Below are 15,444 nucleotides of genomic sequence, written 5' to 3' on the forward strand. Positions count from 1 at the left end.
AGCACACGTTGTCAATATTATTTGTTCCTGCGCCTGGAAATAAAATGATGATAAAGATGCGGCAAGTGAATTTGCCGCAATTGCTACCTTTTTTAGCAAATCCGAGGCACCCAATGGAACAATATGATCAAATTGGCGCAAGACTGGACCGCTTGCCTTTGGCCCGGTTTCATTATCGTATATTTGGTATAATAAGCTTTAGTCTGTTATTAACGGGGTTTTTGAGTTACTCAGGTAATGTCGTCTTAGCAAAGCTGGTAAGCAATGGATGGTCAAATAATTTCCTCAATGCCGCCTTTACCTCGGCATTAATGTTTGGTTATTTCATCGGCTCACTTACTGGTGGGTTTATTGGTGACTACTTTGGGCGGCGCAGGGCGTTTCGCATAAATCTTCTCATCGTCGGAATTGCTGCAACAGGGGCCGCTTTTGTCCCTGATATGTACTGGCTCATTTTCTTTCGCTTCCTCATGGGAACAGGAATGGGGGCGCTGATTATGGTTGGCTATGCCTCATTTACGGAGTTTATCCCCGCGACGGTGCGTGGAAAATGGTCCGCGCGGCTCTCATTTGTTGGTAACTGGTCGCCCATGCTATCTGCGGCGATAGGCGTGGTGGTTATCGCTTTTTTTAGTTGGCGGATAATGTTTCTGTTGGGGGGTATTGGCATACTGTTAGCCTGGCTTCTCTCAGGTAAATACTTTATTGAGTCGCCACGATGGCTGGCAGGGAAAGGGCAAATCGCCGGTGCAGAAAGCCAACTTCGTGAAGTAGAGCAGCAAATTGAAAGAGAGAAGAGTATTCGTTTACCCCAGCTTACTTTGAACCAGAGCAACAGCAAGGTTAAGGTAATCAAGGGTACCTTCTGGCTCCTGTTTAAAGGGGAAATGTTACGACGTACATTAGTCGCGATTACTGTTTTAATTGCAATGAACATTTCGCTTTATACCATCACCGTATGGATACCGACTATATTTGTTAACTCCGGCATTGATGTCGATAAATCAATATTAATGACCGCTGTTATTATGATTGGCGCTCCGGTAGGAATATTTATTGCGGCATTAATTATTGATCATTTTCCTCGTCGATTATTTGGCTCCGCCTTACTTATTATTATTGCCGTGTTAGGCTATATCTATTCAATTCAGACTACAGAGTGGGCGATTTTAATCTATGGTCTGGTGATGATCTTCTTTTTATACATGTATGTTTGCTTCGCGTCGGCGGTTTATATCCCGGAGCTTTGGCCAACGCATTTACGCCTGCGCGGTTCGGGTTTCGTTAATGCCGTCGGACGGGTCGTCGCAGTTTTCACGCCCTATGGCGTTGCGGCATTATTAACACATTATGGGTCGATCACGGTGTTTATGGTGCTTGGTGTCATGTTATTGCTCTGTGCGCTGGTTCTCTCCATTTTTGGCATCGAAACGCGGAAGGTGTCGTTGGAAGAGATTTCTGAGGTGAATTAAATCTTTCGTTGATGGCATCAATTGCCAGATGTACCACTGACGTGTTTTATTTGGCCTACAATGCCAGTACAGAATTGTAGGCCAGCGTAAAATTACCCCTGCGTCTCTTCCCAGTCTGCCAGCGTATATAGCGTTGCCCCAGCTGCTGACATCTCCATAAACGCGTGCGCACTGTCCTGGGGCTGGATATTCACGCCACGACAACCATCGGTAATCACGTTCACCTTATAACCTAACTGTAACGCGTCCAGCACGGTAAACTTCACGCAATAGTCAGTAGCCAGGCCCATAACGATCAATTCATCGATTTCATGATCGCGCAACCAGTCATCGAGCGAGGTTTTCTGCCGACGGCCGTTATCAAAAAAGGCACTGTAACTGTCAACTAAAGGATTTTCGCCTTTATGGAACACCGCTGCGATCGCTTTTTGGTTCAGTAACGGATGTAATTGTGCGCCTTCACTGTTCTGCACACAGTGATCTGGCCAGAAGGTTTGTGGCAAACCGTCGAGTTGGCCTGGCGTATAAGGCTCGACACCGTGCTGACTGGCAAAACTGCCGTGATTCGCCGGGTGCCAGTCCTGACTGGCGATAACCGCTTCACCGCGCGACTGGCACCAGTCAATCAGGCGGTTAGCGACATCCACCGTACTGTCACCTTCCGGCACGGCGAGCGCGCCACCAGCACAGAAATCATTTTGTAAATCGACCAGTAACAGGGCGCGAGGGGGCATTGCAGTCTCCTTAATCATCCGGCGTCAGTTCGCCGCGCAGGTTTTGGCTCATGGCCTTGCGAATGGTTTCAGTATCCAGTTCCTGGCTCAGCAGGTAATGCAGTTTGGTTAGCGTGGCTTCTACAGTCATATCTGCACCGCCAATAACGCCGGCATGGGCGAGGGCGTTACCGGTGGCATAACCACCCATGTTCACTTTACCGGACATACATTGTGTCAGGTTGACCACCACAATACCGCGATCGCTGGCTTCTTGTAATTCCTGCAGGAAGGCTTTGTTTTGTGGCGCATTACCCACGCCATATGAGCGCAGAATCAATGCTTTCACCGGTTGGCGCAGAAAATTGCGCACGACGTCAGCAGAAATCCCCGGATAAATCGTCACTACGCCAATTGGTTGTGGCGTGATTGGATGAACGATCAATTCCCCTTCACCGTGCGGGGCGGGTGGCGTATTCAAACGACGTATATGGATACCTGCTTCCAGTAACGGAGGAAGGTTTGGAGAGGCAAACGCATCAAAACCATCGGCATGGGCTTTGGTGGTGCGGTTGCCGCGATACAGTCGATTATTAAAAAAGAGCGTTACTTCGTTGATCGGATAATTCGCCGCAACGTACAACGCATTCAGCAGATTAATTTGTCCGTCAGAGCGTAACTCAGCCAGCGGGATTTGTGACCCTGTCACAATGACCGGTTTACCGAGATTTTCGAGCATGAACGACAGCGCAGAGGCGGTATACGCCATCGTGTCGGTGCCGTGCAGAATGACAAAACCATCATAGTCGTCATAGTGCGCTTTAATATCTTCAGCAATATGCTGCCAGTCTTCTGGCGTCATATCAGAAGAATCCATCAGCGGCGTATATTCATGAATGGTGAAATCTGGCATCTCCGGGCGATGGAATTCCGGCATCAGCGCCAGTTGGCGTTGTAGATGACCTGACACCGGTATATAACCCTGCTCGGAACGCTGCATCCCGATGGTCCCGCCCGTGTAGGCAACGTAAATTGATTTCTTTTGCATGATATTGATATGAATGATATCGAAAGAGCAAAAGTATATACGTGAGGCAGGAGGAGCGCACCTGATACTATGCGGATAAGGAAATATGGGGCGAGACAGCGGGAAGAGGATTCGTCGAGGTAAAAAATAATGTGGCCGACGATCTGTCGGCCACTCAGTACAAGACTTAACGCACGTTGGCGCAGGTCAGGCAAAACGCATAACGGTTTTGTGGGTCGTTAAACGCGGCCAGCTTGTCGCTTTCACTTTTAACGGTAGAGGCTACCGAGGCAAGCGGTGCAGGTAACATGGCCTGGAACGCATCTGGCAACATTGCCCGGACAGAACCAGACATGTTGTCCATCACTTTGTCGAAGAAGGTCGGTTCATCAACGTAGTATTCCAGATGCCACTGTTTCACTTTTGCGAGCTCTGCTGCTTTGGCAACCGCATCATCGAAATCCCCGAGACTATCGACCAGCCCGTTAGCTTTTGCATCCTGACCGGTCCAGACGTGGCCCTGGGCGATTTTATCAATTTGCTCCGGCGTCGAATGACGCGCATCAGCAACCAGCGTGATAAAGCGTTTATAGCCATTCTCAATGCTTAATTGCATCATCTGCTGCGCTTCCGGCGGCAGTGCCCTGGTGATAGAAACATCCGCCAGCGGTGAAGTTGAGACACCATCAGTATGAACACCAATCGAATCCAGACTATTTTCTACGGTGGTGATCACGCCGAAGATACCGATAGAACCGGTCAGGGTGCTGGGGTTAGCCACAATGTAATTAGCTGGCGTGGAAATCCAGTAACCACCAGATGCCGCCATGCCGCCCATCGATACAACCACAGGCTTACCCGCTGCCCGGGCTGCTGCCAGTTCAGCGCGAATCACTTCAGACGCGGTAACGCTGCCGCCTGGGCTATTAACACGCAGGACAATCGCTTTCACTTTCGGGTCAAGGCGAGCGTCGCGGATTTGTGCCGCAGTGGTATCACCGCCAACATTCCCCTGAGTTTCCTCGCCATCCATAATTGCGCCATTAGCAAAGACGACACCGATGCTGTCACCGGTATCTGCCGGCGTTTTCAATGCGTAATCGTAATAACTGATGGCGCGATAATTTTTATCAGTCTTACTCCAGCCGAATTCTTTGGTCAGTGCTTTTTCGATTTCCGCACTCGATGCCAGTGCATCGACCAGCTTGTTTTCCAGTGCATATTTCGCGGTATCGCCACCGGTTTTGGTTAAACCCTCAAGCAACCCTTGCGCGCCAGGGAATACCTGCTCAGCAGGGATCTGCCGGTTAGCGGCAACAGTATTCAGATAGTTTTGCCACAGCTCACCAATCCAGCGGCTGTCAGCTTCGCGGGCTGCCGGTGACATATCATCACGAATAAACGGTTCAACGGCAGATTTATACGTACCCACGCGGAACACATGGGTGGAAACTTTCAGCTTATCCAGCAACGATTTGTAGTACAGACCGTTGGTGGCAAAGCCGTGCAGATCAACCACGCCTTGCGGAGACAGCCAAATTTTATTGGCGAAACTGGCGAGATAATATTGCCCCTGGCTGTAGTTCTCGCCAACGGCATAAACCGGTTTCCCGCTGTCACGAAACTCTTTCAGAGCTTTGCCGATGTACTGCATAGACGGTTGGTCGCCGCCTGCGAAGTTTTTCAGATCCATCACAATACCGGTGATATTGCGGTCGTCCTTCGCCTGGCGAATAGTGTTGACGATATCAAACAGTGAGTTTTCCTGCAGACGATCGGAACTGGCACCAAGCAGCTGGCGGCTTAATTTACTAAACCGCTGAGAACTGTCGGGTTTATCGACGATCACACCAGAAATGTCCAGCAGCAGTGCGCCACGACTGGCCGTTTCTTTCGAATCACCACCACTGACCTGCATCCAAATCCCCACACCAACCAGTACGAGGAAAATAAAGAACAGGTTAAGTACCATTTCACGGACGAAATTCAGCAGACGCCACGTCCATTTAAAAAATCCGGCAATAAATCGCCAAAGGGTTCGCATGTATTCTCCCAACTTAAGGTCACACCTGTCACAGGCGCAATAGATGTGGTTATCGTAATGACCCAACCGGTACTTGTCAGCAGGAATTGCGGACTGTGCTGTAACAAAATCCACTCTCGTGTTAATTTTGTGAATAAATATCACGACAGGAGTTAATCAAATGGATGCACTCGAACTATTGATCAATCGCCGTAGCGCCTCCCGCTTGGCTGAACCCGCGCCAACGGGTGAACAACTGCAAAACATCCTGCGTGCGGGTATGCGTGCGCCGGACCATAAGTCCATGCAACCGTGGCATTTTTTTGTGATTGAAGGGGAAGGGCGCGAGCGTTTCAGCGCCGTACTGGAACAGGGGGCGATTGCTGCCGGTAGTGATGACAAAGCTATCGACAAAGCCCGTAATGCGCCGTTCCGCGCACCGCTCATCATCACGGTGGTGGCGAAATGCGAAGAGAATCATAAAGTCCCGCGCTGGGAACAGGAAATGTCTGCCGGATGCGCGGTCATGGCGATGCAAATGGCAGCAGTTGCCCAGGGGTTTGGCGGCATCTGGCGCAGTGGCGCATTAACTGAAAGTCCGGTAGTGCGTGAAGCATTCGGTTGCCGTGAGCAGGATAAAATTGTCGGTTTTCTCTACCTCGGTACGCCGCAGCTGAAAGCATCTACGTCGATTAACGTCCCGGACCCGACGCCGTTTGTAACTTATTTCTGATAATTGTCGCGAAACTGTCTGGATTGTGAGCAAAGGCGCAGGAATTCAGACACTCTCACTTATCACTTCACGGAATGAGGGTTACCATACCCGGATTGCATTGACAGGAGATGTCCATGAGCGAGAACTCGATTCGTTTGACCCAATACAGCCACGGAGCTGGTTGCGGCTGTAAAATTTCCCCAAAAGTGTTGGAAACCATCCTGCACAGTGAGCAGGCGAAGTTTGTTGATCCGAATTTGCTTGTGGGTAATGAAACCCGCGACGATGCGGCGGTGTACGATCTGGGCAATGGCACCAGCGTTATCAGTACCACCGACTTCTTTATGCCGATCGTTGATAATCCTTTCGATTTTGGCCGCATTGCGGCGACTAACGCCATCAGCGATATCTTCGCGATGGGGGGCAAACCGATTATGGCGATTGCGATCCTCGGCTGGCCGATTAACAAACTTTCCCCGGAAATTGCCCGCGAAGTGACCGAAGGTGGACGCTATGCATGTCGTCAGGCGGGTATTGCGCTGGCTGGCGGTCACTCCATCGATGCGCCGGAGCCGATTTTTGGTCTGGCGGTAACGGGGATCGTACCGACCGAGCGGGTGAAGAAAAACAGTACCGCACAAGCCGGATGCAAACTGTTCCTGACGAAACCGCTGGGGATCGGCGTTCTTACCACGGCTGAGAAAAAATCACTGTTGAAACCAGAACATCAGGGACTGGCGACGGAAGTGATGTGCCGGATGAACATCGCAGGCGCGTCCTTTGCCAACATCGAAGGCGTAAAAGCGATGACCGACGTTACGGGCTTTGGTCTGCTGGGCCACTTGAGCGAAATGTGTCAGGGGGCTGGTGTGCAGGCACGCGTCGACTATGAAGCGATCCCGAAACTCCCCGGTGTTGAAGAGTACATTAAGTTGGGCGCAGTACCTGGCGGCACTGAACGTAACTTTGCCAGCTACGGTCATCTGATGGGTGAAATGCCGCGTGAAGTGCGCGATCTGCTGTGCGATCCGCAAACTTCTGGCGGTTTGCTGCTGGCGGTCATGCCGGAAGCAGAAAATGAGGTCAAAGCTACAGCCGCCGAGTTTGGCATTGAACTGACGGCAATTGGCGAACTGGTGCCAGCGCGCGGCGGTCGTGCCATGGTTGAGATTCGTTAATTCAATGCGGTTGTTTATTGCCGAAAAACCGAGTCTGGCGCGCGCCATTGCTGATGTCCTGCCCAAACCGCACCGGAAAGGCGATGGCTTTATCGAGTGCGGTAATGGTCAGGTGGTGACCTGGTGTATCGGTCACCTGCTTGAGCAGGCGCAGCCAGACGCCTACGACAGCCGCTATGCGCGCTGGAATCTTGCGGATTTGCCGATTGTCCCGGAAAAGTGGCAATTACAGCCCCGACCCTCCGTGACCAAACAACTTAACGTCATCAAACGCTTCCTGCATGAAGCCAGCGAAATCGTTCACGCCGGGGACCCGGATCGTGAAGGGCAATTGCTGGTGGATGAAGTGCTGGACTATCTGCAACTGGCACCGGAAAAGCGCCAGCAGGTGCAGCGTTGCTTGATAAACGACCTGAACCCGCAGGCGGTTGAGCGGGCGATCGACCGTCTTCGTTCCAACAGTGAGTTTGTACCGCTGTGCGTTTCTGCGCTGGCGCGAGCGCGTGCCGACTGGCTGTACGGCATCAATATGACCCGTGCTTACACCATTCTCGGTCGCAATGCTGGTTATCAGGGCGTGCTTTCCGTGGGGCGCGTGCAGACACCCGTGCTCGGGCTGGTGGTGCGCCGCGATGAAGAGATTGAAAACTTCGTGGCGAAAGACTTCTTTGAAGTCAAAGCGCATATCGTGACACCTGCCGATGAGCGGTTTACCGCTATCTGGCAACCGAGCGAAGCGTGTGAACCGTACCAGGATGAAGAAGGGCGCTTGTTACATCGTCCACTGGCGGAGCATGTGGTTAACCGCATTAGTGGTCAACCGGCTATTGTCACCAGCTATAACGATAAACGGGAATCAGAATCCGCGCCGCTGCCGTTTTCGCTTTCGGCGTTGCAGATTGAAGCGGCAAAACGCTTTGGTCTGAGCGCGCAGAACGTGCTTGATATCTGCCAGAAACTGTACGAAACGCACAAGCTAATCACTTATCCGCGTTCTGATTGTCGCTATTTGCCAGAAGAACATTTTGCCGGACGCCACGCGGTGATGAATGCCATCAGTGTTCATGCACCGGATCTGTTGCCGCAGCCAGTGGTAGATCCAGATATACGCAACCGCTGTTGGGATGACAAAAAGGTCGATGCGCACCACGCCATCATTCCGACCGCACGGAGTTCTGCGATCAACCTGACGGAGAACGAAGCGAAGGTCTATAACCTGATTGCCCGTCAGTATCTGATGCAATTCTGCCCGGATGCGGTGTTCCGCAAGTGTGTTATCGAACTGGACATTGCCAAAGGCAAATTTGTCGCTAAAGCGCGTTTTCTTGCTGAAGCAGGCTGGCGCACGCTGTTAGGCAGCAAAGAGCGCGATGAAGAAAACGACGGCACGCCACTGCCTGTGGTGGCGAAAGGCGATGAGTTGCTGTGTGAAAAAGGTGAAGTGGTAGAGCGGCAAACCCAGCCGCCGCGCCATTTTACCGATGCAACACTGCTTTCGGCGATGACCGGGATCGCGCGCTTTGTGCAGGATAAAGATCTGAAAAAGATCCTCCGTGCGACCGATGGTCTGGGGACAGAGGCAACGCGTGCCGGGATTATTGAACTGTTGTTCAAGCGTGGTTTCCTGACCAAAAAAGGGCGCTATATCCACTCCACCGACGCCGGAAAAGCGCTATTCCATTCGCTGCCGGAGATGGCGACGCGACCGGACATGACCGCGCACTGGGAATCGGTGCTGACGCAAATCAGCGAAAAGCAGTGTCGCTATCAGGACTTTATGCAGCCGCTGGTGGGGACGCTATATCAGCTTATTGATCAAGCCAAACGTACGCCGGTGCGGCAGTTTCGCGGCATTGTGGCTCCGGGCAGTGGTGGCAGTGCTGATAAGAAAAAGGCTGCACCGCGTAAACGTAGTGCGAAAAAAAGTCCGCCAGCAGATGAAGTCGGAAGCGGGGCGATAGCGTAAGCGAGTGAATCTTTCGTGCTATTCGAGTCATATTCTGAAATATCCAGCGGATCAAGAAAATTCGTTGGATATTTTTTTTGCATGGATAAAATTATCGCCTCTAAAGTATGTAATAACAGGGAATGTGATGAAAAAAGTTTTATTACAAAACCATCCTGGGAGCGAGAAGTATTCTTTTAATGGCTGGGAAATATTTAATAGTAATTTTGAACGGATGATTAAAGAAAATAAGGCCATGCTGCTTTGTAAGTGGGGGTTTTATTTAACATGTGTTGTCGCTGTAATGTTTGTGTTCGCAGCGATAACATCCAACGGTTTGAATGAAAGAGGCCTGATTACCGCGGGATGCTCTTTTCTTGGTGATGCTGCCAACTTACTGATTTAGTGTATGATGGTGTTTTTGAGGTGCTCCAGTGGCTTCTGTTTCTATCAGCTGTCCCTCCTGTTCAGCTACTGACGGGGTGGTGCGTAACGGCAAAAGCACCGCCGGACATCAGCGCTATCTCTGCTCTCACTGCCGTAAAACATGGCAACTGCAGTTCACTTACACCGCTTCTCAACCCGGTACGCACCAGAAAATCATTGATATGGCCATGAATGGCGTTGGATGCCGGGCAACAGCCCGCATTATGGGCGTTGGCCTCAACACGATTTTACGTCACTTAAAAAACTCAGGCCGCAGTCGGTAACCTCGCGCATACAGCCGGGCAGTGACGTCATCGTCTGCGCGGAAATGGACGAACAGTGGGGCTATGTCGGGGCTAAATCGCGCCAGCGCTGGCTGTTTTACGCGTATGACAGGCTCCGGAAGACGGTTGTTGCGCACGTATTCGGTGAACGCACTATGGCGACGCTGGGGCGTCTTATGAGCCTGCTGTCACCCTTTGACGTGGTGATATGGATGACGGATGGCTGGCCGCTGTATGAATCCCGCCTGAAGGGAAAGCTGCACGTAATCAGCAAGCGATATACGCAGCGAATTGAGCGGCATAACCTGAATCTGAGGCAGCACCTGGCACGGCTGGGACGGAAGTCGCTGTCGTTCTCAAAATCGGTGGAGCTGCATGACAAAGTCATCGGGCATTATCTGAACATAAAACACTATCAATAAGTTGGAGTCATTACCCTTTTCTTTATCTATTAATTATGATGGGGCTTATTGTTCGGGCCGGTTTTAAAGCAAAAAAAGAACAACTGCATTATTATCAGGCTAAAGGTATTGAGCCGCTCAGTATCGAGAAGTTACAGGCGCTACAATTGATCGCACCTTATCGATTCTATCATAAGCAATGGTCTGAAACGCTGGAGTTCTGGCCGCGAAAGCCTGAACCTGGCAAAGATACCTTCCAATATCATGTGCTTCCTTTTGACTCGATCGATATCATAAGTAAAAGACGCGAGTCTTTAGAGGATCAATGGGGTATCGAAGATAGCGAAAGTTATTGTGCCTTAATGGAGCATTTTCTTTCTGGCGACCATGGAGCCAATACCTTTAAAGCAAACATGGAGGAAGCCCCAGAGCAGGTTATCGCCTTGTTGAATAAATTTGCTGTTTTTCCCTCAGACTATATCTCTGATTGCGCTAATCATAGCTCCGGTAAATCCTCGGCGAAGCTAATATGGGCGGCGGAATTATCATGGATGATCTCGATATCAAGCACAGCTTTTCAAAACGGGACAATTGAAGAAGAACTGGCCTGGCATTATATAATGCTTGCTTCTCGAAAGGCGCACGAGTTGTTCGAAAGCGAAGAAGATTATCAAAAAAATAGTCAAATGGGATTTCTTTACTGGCATATCTGCTGCTATCGCAGAAAGTTAACGGATGCTGAACTTGAAGCGTGTTATCGTTACGACAAGCAGTTTTGGGAGCACTACAGTAAGAAATGCCGTTGGCCCATAAGAAATGTTCCGTGGGGAGCATCATCCGTTAAATACTCATAAACGCCTGAAATTTTGCCGGGGGCGCTGCGCTTGCCCGGCCTACATTAGAGCGTAACTGCAATGAATTGTGCCCATTTGTAGGCCTGATAAGCGTAGCGCCATCAGGCATTTACAACTTAAATCACACCCTGCGCCAGCATCGCATCGGCAACCTTCACAAAACCGGCAATGTTCGCGCCCTGCACGTAGTTGGTTTGCTCACCTTCACCACCATGCTCAACACAGGCATGGTGGATATCCAGCATGATGTGATGCAAACGTGCGTCAACTTTCTCGGCTTTCCAGCCCAGGCGCGCAGCGTTTTGCGCCATTTCAAGGCCTGACGTTGCTACACCGCCAGCATTAGCCGCTTTACCCGGTGCAAACAGTACGCCTGCCTGCTGGAACAGTTCAGTCGCTTCGATGGTGGTCGGCATATTTGCCCCTTCGGCGACGGCTTTAACGCCATTGGCGATAAGCTGATGCGCGGCGTCAACATCCAGTTCGTTCTGGGTGGCGCAAGGCAGGGCGATATCAACCGGTACAGACCACGGCTGTTGGCCTTCGAGATAGACCAGACCAAATTCTTTGGCGTAATCTGCCACTCGACCATCGCGGCTGGCTTTGATTTCGATAAGACGTGCCAGTTTCTCTTTCGTGAATCCGCTTTCATCAACTACAGTGCCGCTGGAGTCTGACGCAGTGATCACACGAGCACCAAATTCCATCGCTTTTTCGATAGCGTACTGGGCGACGTTGCCGGAGCCAGAAACGGAAACTCGCATCCCTTCAAAACCCATACCGTGGCGTTTTAGCATTGCTTCTGTGAAATAAACCAGACCGTAGCCGGTAGCTTCCGGGCGAATAAGACTGCCGCCAAATGAAAGGCCCTTACCGGTGAAGACGCAGGCGGTATTGTTGGAGAGCTTTTTCATCATCCCCGCCATAAAGCCGACTTCACGACCACCAACCCCGATATCACCTGCCGGAACGTCGGTATCCGCGCCCAGGTGGCGATACAGTTCAGTCATCAGCGCCTGGCAAAAACGCATCACTTCACCTTCGCTTTTTCCTTTCGGATCGAAATCGCTGCCGCCTTTACCACCGCCCATCGGCAGAGTAGTCAGGGCATTTTTGAAGGTTTGTTCAAAGCCGAGGAATTTGAGAATGGAAAGGTTAACTGACGGATGGAAGCGCATACCGCCTTTGTACGGGCCGATGGCAGAGCTGAACTGCACACGCCATGCACGGTTGACCTGTACCTGGTTGCGATCATCAACCCATACCACGCGAAACTGGATCACGCGCTCCGGTTCAACCAGACGCTCCAGTAATGACATCTGGCGATATTTTGGATTTTGTTCAAGAAAAGGCCAGAGTGTGGTCATTACTTCACGAACGGCTTGCGCGAACTCGGTTTGATTCGGGTCGCGCTTTTGGACATGGTTGAGGAATGACTCCAGAGAATATGTCTGATCCATAGATATAAAACCCTTATATATTAATACGATTGTGCTTATGTTGTTTATGTCATGTGCTTTTGCAGTTTTCGACTATACCATCAAGAATGTGACGGTAAGCAAGAAAAAAATGACCCAGGAAAGCAAATTAATAACGAGAGTAATCTCATAACCAAATGCGATAACTCAGACGCTAAAGTTTTGCCGCCCGGCTACCGTTATCAGTAGCAGAGACAATAACGTTAAGGAGCTCCCTGTGAGTCGAGCATTGTTCGCCGTAGTATTAGCATTTCCATTAATTGCACTGGCTAACCCGCATTATCGTCCGGACGTGGAGGTAAACGTACCGCCAGAAGTGTTCAGTTCAGGCGGGCAGTCAGCGCAGCCCTGTACTCAGTGCTGCGTTTATCAGGATAAAAATTATTCTGAAGGAGCGGTAATTAAAGCCGAGGGAATACTGCTGCAATGCCAGCGTGATGACAAAACCCTTAGCACTAATCCGCTGGTCTGGCGGCGCGTAAAGCCATAAACGCCTCTAATAGTGGAATGTCAGCAGGGGCCAGCGGATATTGCAGCGCCTCTTCAGGTGAGCACCAGACCAGCGCCTGATGTTCATGTGCCTGTAACGTCCCGTGGAAGTCGGGTACGTGCCAGGCATGAAGATGGATAATCCGCCCCGAAACTTCTCGCTGATGGCTGGCAACATACTCACCCACAGTTGCTTCGATGCCCAATTCTTCGTTTAACTCACGCACCAGCGCCTGCTGCTGGCTTTCATCCAGCTCGACTTTACCACCGGCAAACTCCCATAATCCCGCCTGATCGCGCTGGGCGGGGCGTTGCGCGAGTAAAATTTTGCCATCACGTTCAATGATGGCGGCAACAACTTCAATCATTTTCATAAATTACACACGGGCAGATAAGCGAAAAATGCCATAATATCCGCACTGTTGCTCAATCAGAAAGGCTTTATATTTAAGGAGTGCCTGTGCTAGACCGCCATCTTCATCCCCGGATTAAACCGTTGTTGCATCAGTGCGTGCGGGTTCTTGATAAACCGGGCATTACGCCAGATGGTTTAACATTAGTGGGATTTGCCATCGGCGTGCTGGCTCTGCCGTTTCTGGCGCTGGGCTGGTATCTGGCGGCGCTAGTCGTCATTTTGTTGAACAGGCTGCTTGATGGTCTGGACGGTGCGCTGGCGCGGCGCAGAGGGCTTACCGACGCGGGCGGCTTTCTTGATATTTCTCTCGATTTTCTTTTTTACGCGCTGGTGCCTTTTGGGTTTATCCTCGCCGCACCGCAGCAAAACGCCCTGGCAGGCGGCTGGCTGCTGTTTGCGTTTATCGGCACGGGTAGCAGTTTTCTCGCTTTTGCTGCGCTGGCGGCGAAACATCAGATTGATAATCCCGGTTATGCGCATAAATCGTTTTATTATTTGGGCGGGTTAACCGAAGGCAGCGAGACGATTTTGCTGTTTGTTCTGAGTTGCCTCTTTCCGACCTGTTTTCCGTGGTTTGCGTGGGTATTTGGTGCGTTGTGCTGGATGACGACCTTTACGCGGGTGTGGAGTGGGTATCTGACGCTGAAGTCGCTCCAGCGTCAGTAATTGCAATGTTATTTGCTGCTGTCCGGGCCGCGTTCACCGGTTGCTACCGAATTTTTTGGATCGCTGCTCCATTCGTACCAGCCGCCGTCGTAAACGGAGACGTTATTCCAGCCCATTGCTCGTGCGTACATAAAGGTTTCGGACGCGCGCCAGCCGGTGCCGCAGTAGAATGAAACTTGCTGATCTGGTTTGATATTCCATGCTTTCCACATAGCGGTAATATCATCGGCGCTACGCATGGTGCCATCCGGGTTATGGAAATCTTCCATATGCGTCGAGTCGCTACCAGCGTGTCCCCAACGTGCTCCGGCTATTTCACCTTTTGGTTTAATATAGCTGTAACCGCTGGTCGTACCGATAAATTCTGGCCACGAACGAATGCTCACCAGCGATGCATCCTGGCGATGCAGCAGTCCACGCGCCTGTTCCATATCAAGCATCAGTTGCGGTTGTGCCGGGATCTTCACGCCGAAATCCGGTTCCGCTTTCACTTTCGGTGGCGTTCCGCGCTCAACAGGCAGTCCCGCGTCGGACCAGGTTTGCCAGCCGCCATCCAGCAGGCGCACATCTTTCACGCCAGCATAAAGCATAATCTGCGCCACACGCGCTGCAGCGTATACGTCACGCCCATACAGAATGACCGTGGTGTCATGGCGAATGCCGTGTTTTGCCAGCATCGCTTTTAGTTGTTCATCAGAAACTTTGTTCCACAGCGGTTCACTTTCCACTTCGTTGGTATCGATGTAGTCAGCGCCGGGAATATGGCTGATAAGGTAAAGCTTAGGAGCGCCCCAGGCCGCTTCAATGACTTTCCAGTCACCGGCAGGTTTCGCCGTAACCTCTTTACCTTGTTGCAGGTCGTGCAGCCATTGCGGATAAACCAGCTGCTCAAAATGCGGCAGTTTTTGCAGACGGGAAGGTTCGCTTAGCGCGTCACTCAGGATGGAGATATGCGTTAAACCTGCTTTTTGCAGTCGCGTTTTGACGGCGTCGACATCTTTGTCATTACCGTACAGCGCCACCGGAGCATCGGTTTTCAGGTTATGTTGCTTGATCCACGCGTTGAGCTGTTCGGTGCTCATTTTGTCAAGCCAGCTGGCAGAGAGGTTTAAGGCGGCAGGTTCATGACCAGAAGGGCCATTTAAGGTTTGTGGCCAGCCGTTATAAAACGCGCTGGGGCGAGTATCTATCGCTTTGCCATTTTGTTGTTGAAGCTGGTCAAGTGTAAGAGGCTTCGCCAGTTCAGCGGCCCACGAAGAAGCGCAAGCCAGCCCTAAAGCCATTGCCAGCGCGGTCATTTGAGAAACACGTTTCATCGAAAATCCCGACATTGTAGTTTTGAGTGCGCCATTCTGAAC

Annotated in this window: 13 protein-coding genes and 2 pseudogenes; 9 read left to right on the forward strand and 6 right to left on the reverse strand. The window is 51.1% G+C overall.

All coding sequences use genetic code 11. The features are described from left to right. The first annotated feature begins 113 nt into the window (after window positions 1-113). The gene (locus ACU8XX_RS10500; RefSeq protein WP_016242184.1) at window positions 114-1,472 is read left to right on the forward strand and encodes an MFS transporter; all 1,359 of its coding nucleotides are present in this window, start codon (window positions 114-116) and stop codon (window positions 1,470-1,472) included. Between the two features lie 92 nt (window positions 1,473-1,564). Here ACU8XX_RS10500 and pncA read toward each other — a convergent pair whose 3' ends face one another. The 3 genes from pncA to sppA form a co-directional block, all read right to left on the reverse strand. Next, window positions 1,565-2,206: a bifunctional nicotinamidase/pyrazinamidase gene (pncA, locus tag ACU8XX_RS10505; RefSeq protein WP_001135075.1), complete on the reverse strand. Its 642-nt coding sequence runs from the start codon at window positions 2,204-2,206 to the stop codon at window positions 1,565-1,567. A gap of 10 nt (window positions 2,207-2,216) precedes the next feature. Further along, window positions 2,217-3,233: an asparaginase gene (gene ansA / locus ACU8XX_RS10510; RefSeq protein WP_001170162.1), complete on the reverse strand. Its 1,017-nt coding sequence runs from the start codon at window positions 3,231-3,233 to the stop codon at window positions 2,217-2,219. Window positions 3,234-3,399: 166 nt separating this feature from the next. Beyond that, window positions 3,400-5,256, reverse strand: a complete 1,857-nt coding sequence (sppA, locus tag ACU8XX_RS10515) for a signal peptide peptidase SppA (RefSeq protein WP_001259811.1) — start codon at window positions 5,254-5,256, stop codon at window positions 3,400-3,402. A 160-nt stretch (window positions 5,257-5,416) separates the two neighbouring features. Here sppA and ACU8XX_RS10520 point away from each other — a divergent pair, with 160 nt between their 5' ends. The 6 genes and pseudogenes from ACU8XX_RS10520 to ACU8XX_RS10545 all read left to right on the forward strand — a co-directional run. Then, a complete protein-coding gene (locus tag ACU8XX_RS10520; RefSeq protein WP_000339283.1) occupies window positions 5,417-5,968 on the forward strand; it encodes an NAD(P)H nitroreductase in 552 nt (183 codons plus the stop codon). 116 nt (window positions 5,969-6,084) lie between these two features. Beyond that, on the forward strand, window positions 6,085-7,128 hold the full coding sequence (gene selD, locus ACU8XX_RS10525) for a selenide, water dikinase SelD (protein WP_001295485.1): 1,044 nt from the start codon (window positions 6,085-6,087) through the stop codon (window positions 7,126-7,128). A 4-nt stretch (window positions 7,129-7,132) separates the two neighbouring features. Next, window positions 7,133-9,094, forward strand: coding sequence for a DNA topoisomerase III (gene topB, locus ACU8XX_RS10530; RefSeq protein WP_001235800.1), 1,962 nt, complete (start codon window positions 7,133-7,135; stop codon window positions 9,092-9,094). A 127-nt stretch (window positions 9,095-9,221) separates the two neighbouring features. Continuing rightward, a pseudogene (locus ACU8XX_RS10535) lies at window positions 9,222-9,452 on the forward strand (DUF1266 domain-containing protein); the annotation flags it as partial. A 55-nt stretch (window positions 9,453-9,507) separates the two neighbouring features. Then, a protein-coding gene (locus ACU8XX_RS10540) for an IS1-like element IS1A family transposase (RefSeq protein WP_103215986.1) occupies window positions 9,508-10,205 on the forward strand; the annotation gives its coding sequence in 2 pieces (ribosomal slippage) (window positions 9,508-9,757 and window positions 9,757-10,205; 699 coding nt in all). A 17-nt stretch (window positions 10,206-10,222) separates the two neighbouring features. Beyond that, window positions 10,223-11,038: pseudogene (locus ACU8XX_RS10545) on the forward strand (DUF1266 domain-containing protein); the annotation flags it as partial. Between the two features lie 116 nt (window positions 11,039-11,154). Here ACU8XX_RS10545 and gdhA read toward each other — a convergent pair. Beyond that, complete coding sequence (gene gdhA, locus ACU8XX_RS10550; RefSeq protein WP_000373043.1) at window positions 11,155-12,498, reverse strand: NADP-specific glutamate dehydrogenase; 1,344 nt, start codon at window positions 12,496-12,498, stop codon at window positions 11,155-11,157. 235 nt (window positions 12,499-12,733) lie between these two features. Between gdhA and ACU8XX_RS10555 the strand changes: the two genes are divergently transcribed. After that, complete coding sequence (locus ACU8XX_RS10555; RefSeq protein ID WP_000085233.1) at window positions 12,734-13,006, forward strand: YnjH family protein; 273 nt, start codon at window positions 12,734-12,736, stop codon at window positions 13,004-13,006. On the opposite strand, the gene nudG is transcribed toward ACU8XX_RS10555, so the two are convergent. After that, on the reverse strand, window positions 12,972-13,379 hold the full coding sequence (gene nudG / locus ACU8XX_RS10560; RefSeq protein ID WP_000781868.1) for a CTP pyrophosphohydrolase: 408 nt from the start codon (window positions 13,377-13,379) through the stop codon (window positions 12,972-12,974). The two genes, ACU8XX_RS10555 and nudG, sit on opposite strands and share 35 nt — an antisense overlap. An 86-nt stretch (window positions 13,380-13,465) precedes the next feature. Here nudG and ACU8XX_RS10565 point away from each other — a divergent pair, with 86 nt between their 5' ends. Continuing rightward, on the forward strand, window positions 13,466-14,086 hold the full coding sequence (locus tag ACU8XX_RS10565) for a CDP-alcohol phosphatidyltransferase family protein (protein WP_001300428.1): 621 nt from the start codon (window positions 13,466-13,468) through the stop codon (window positions 14,084-14,086). Window positions 14,087-14,094: 8 nt separating this feature from the next. On the opposite strand, the gene ynjE is transcribed toward ACU8XX_RS10565, so the two are convergent. Next, entirely contained in the window at window positions 14,095-15,402 is a 1,308-nt protein-coding gene (ynjE, locus tag ACU8XX_RS10570; protein WP_001300586.1) for a thiosulfate sulfurtransferase YnjE, read from the reverse strand. Between the last annotated feature and the right edge of the window lie 42 nt (window positions 15,403-15,444).

The sequence above is a fragment of the Escherichia sp. MAL-1 genome (assembly GCF_052948035.1).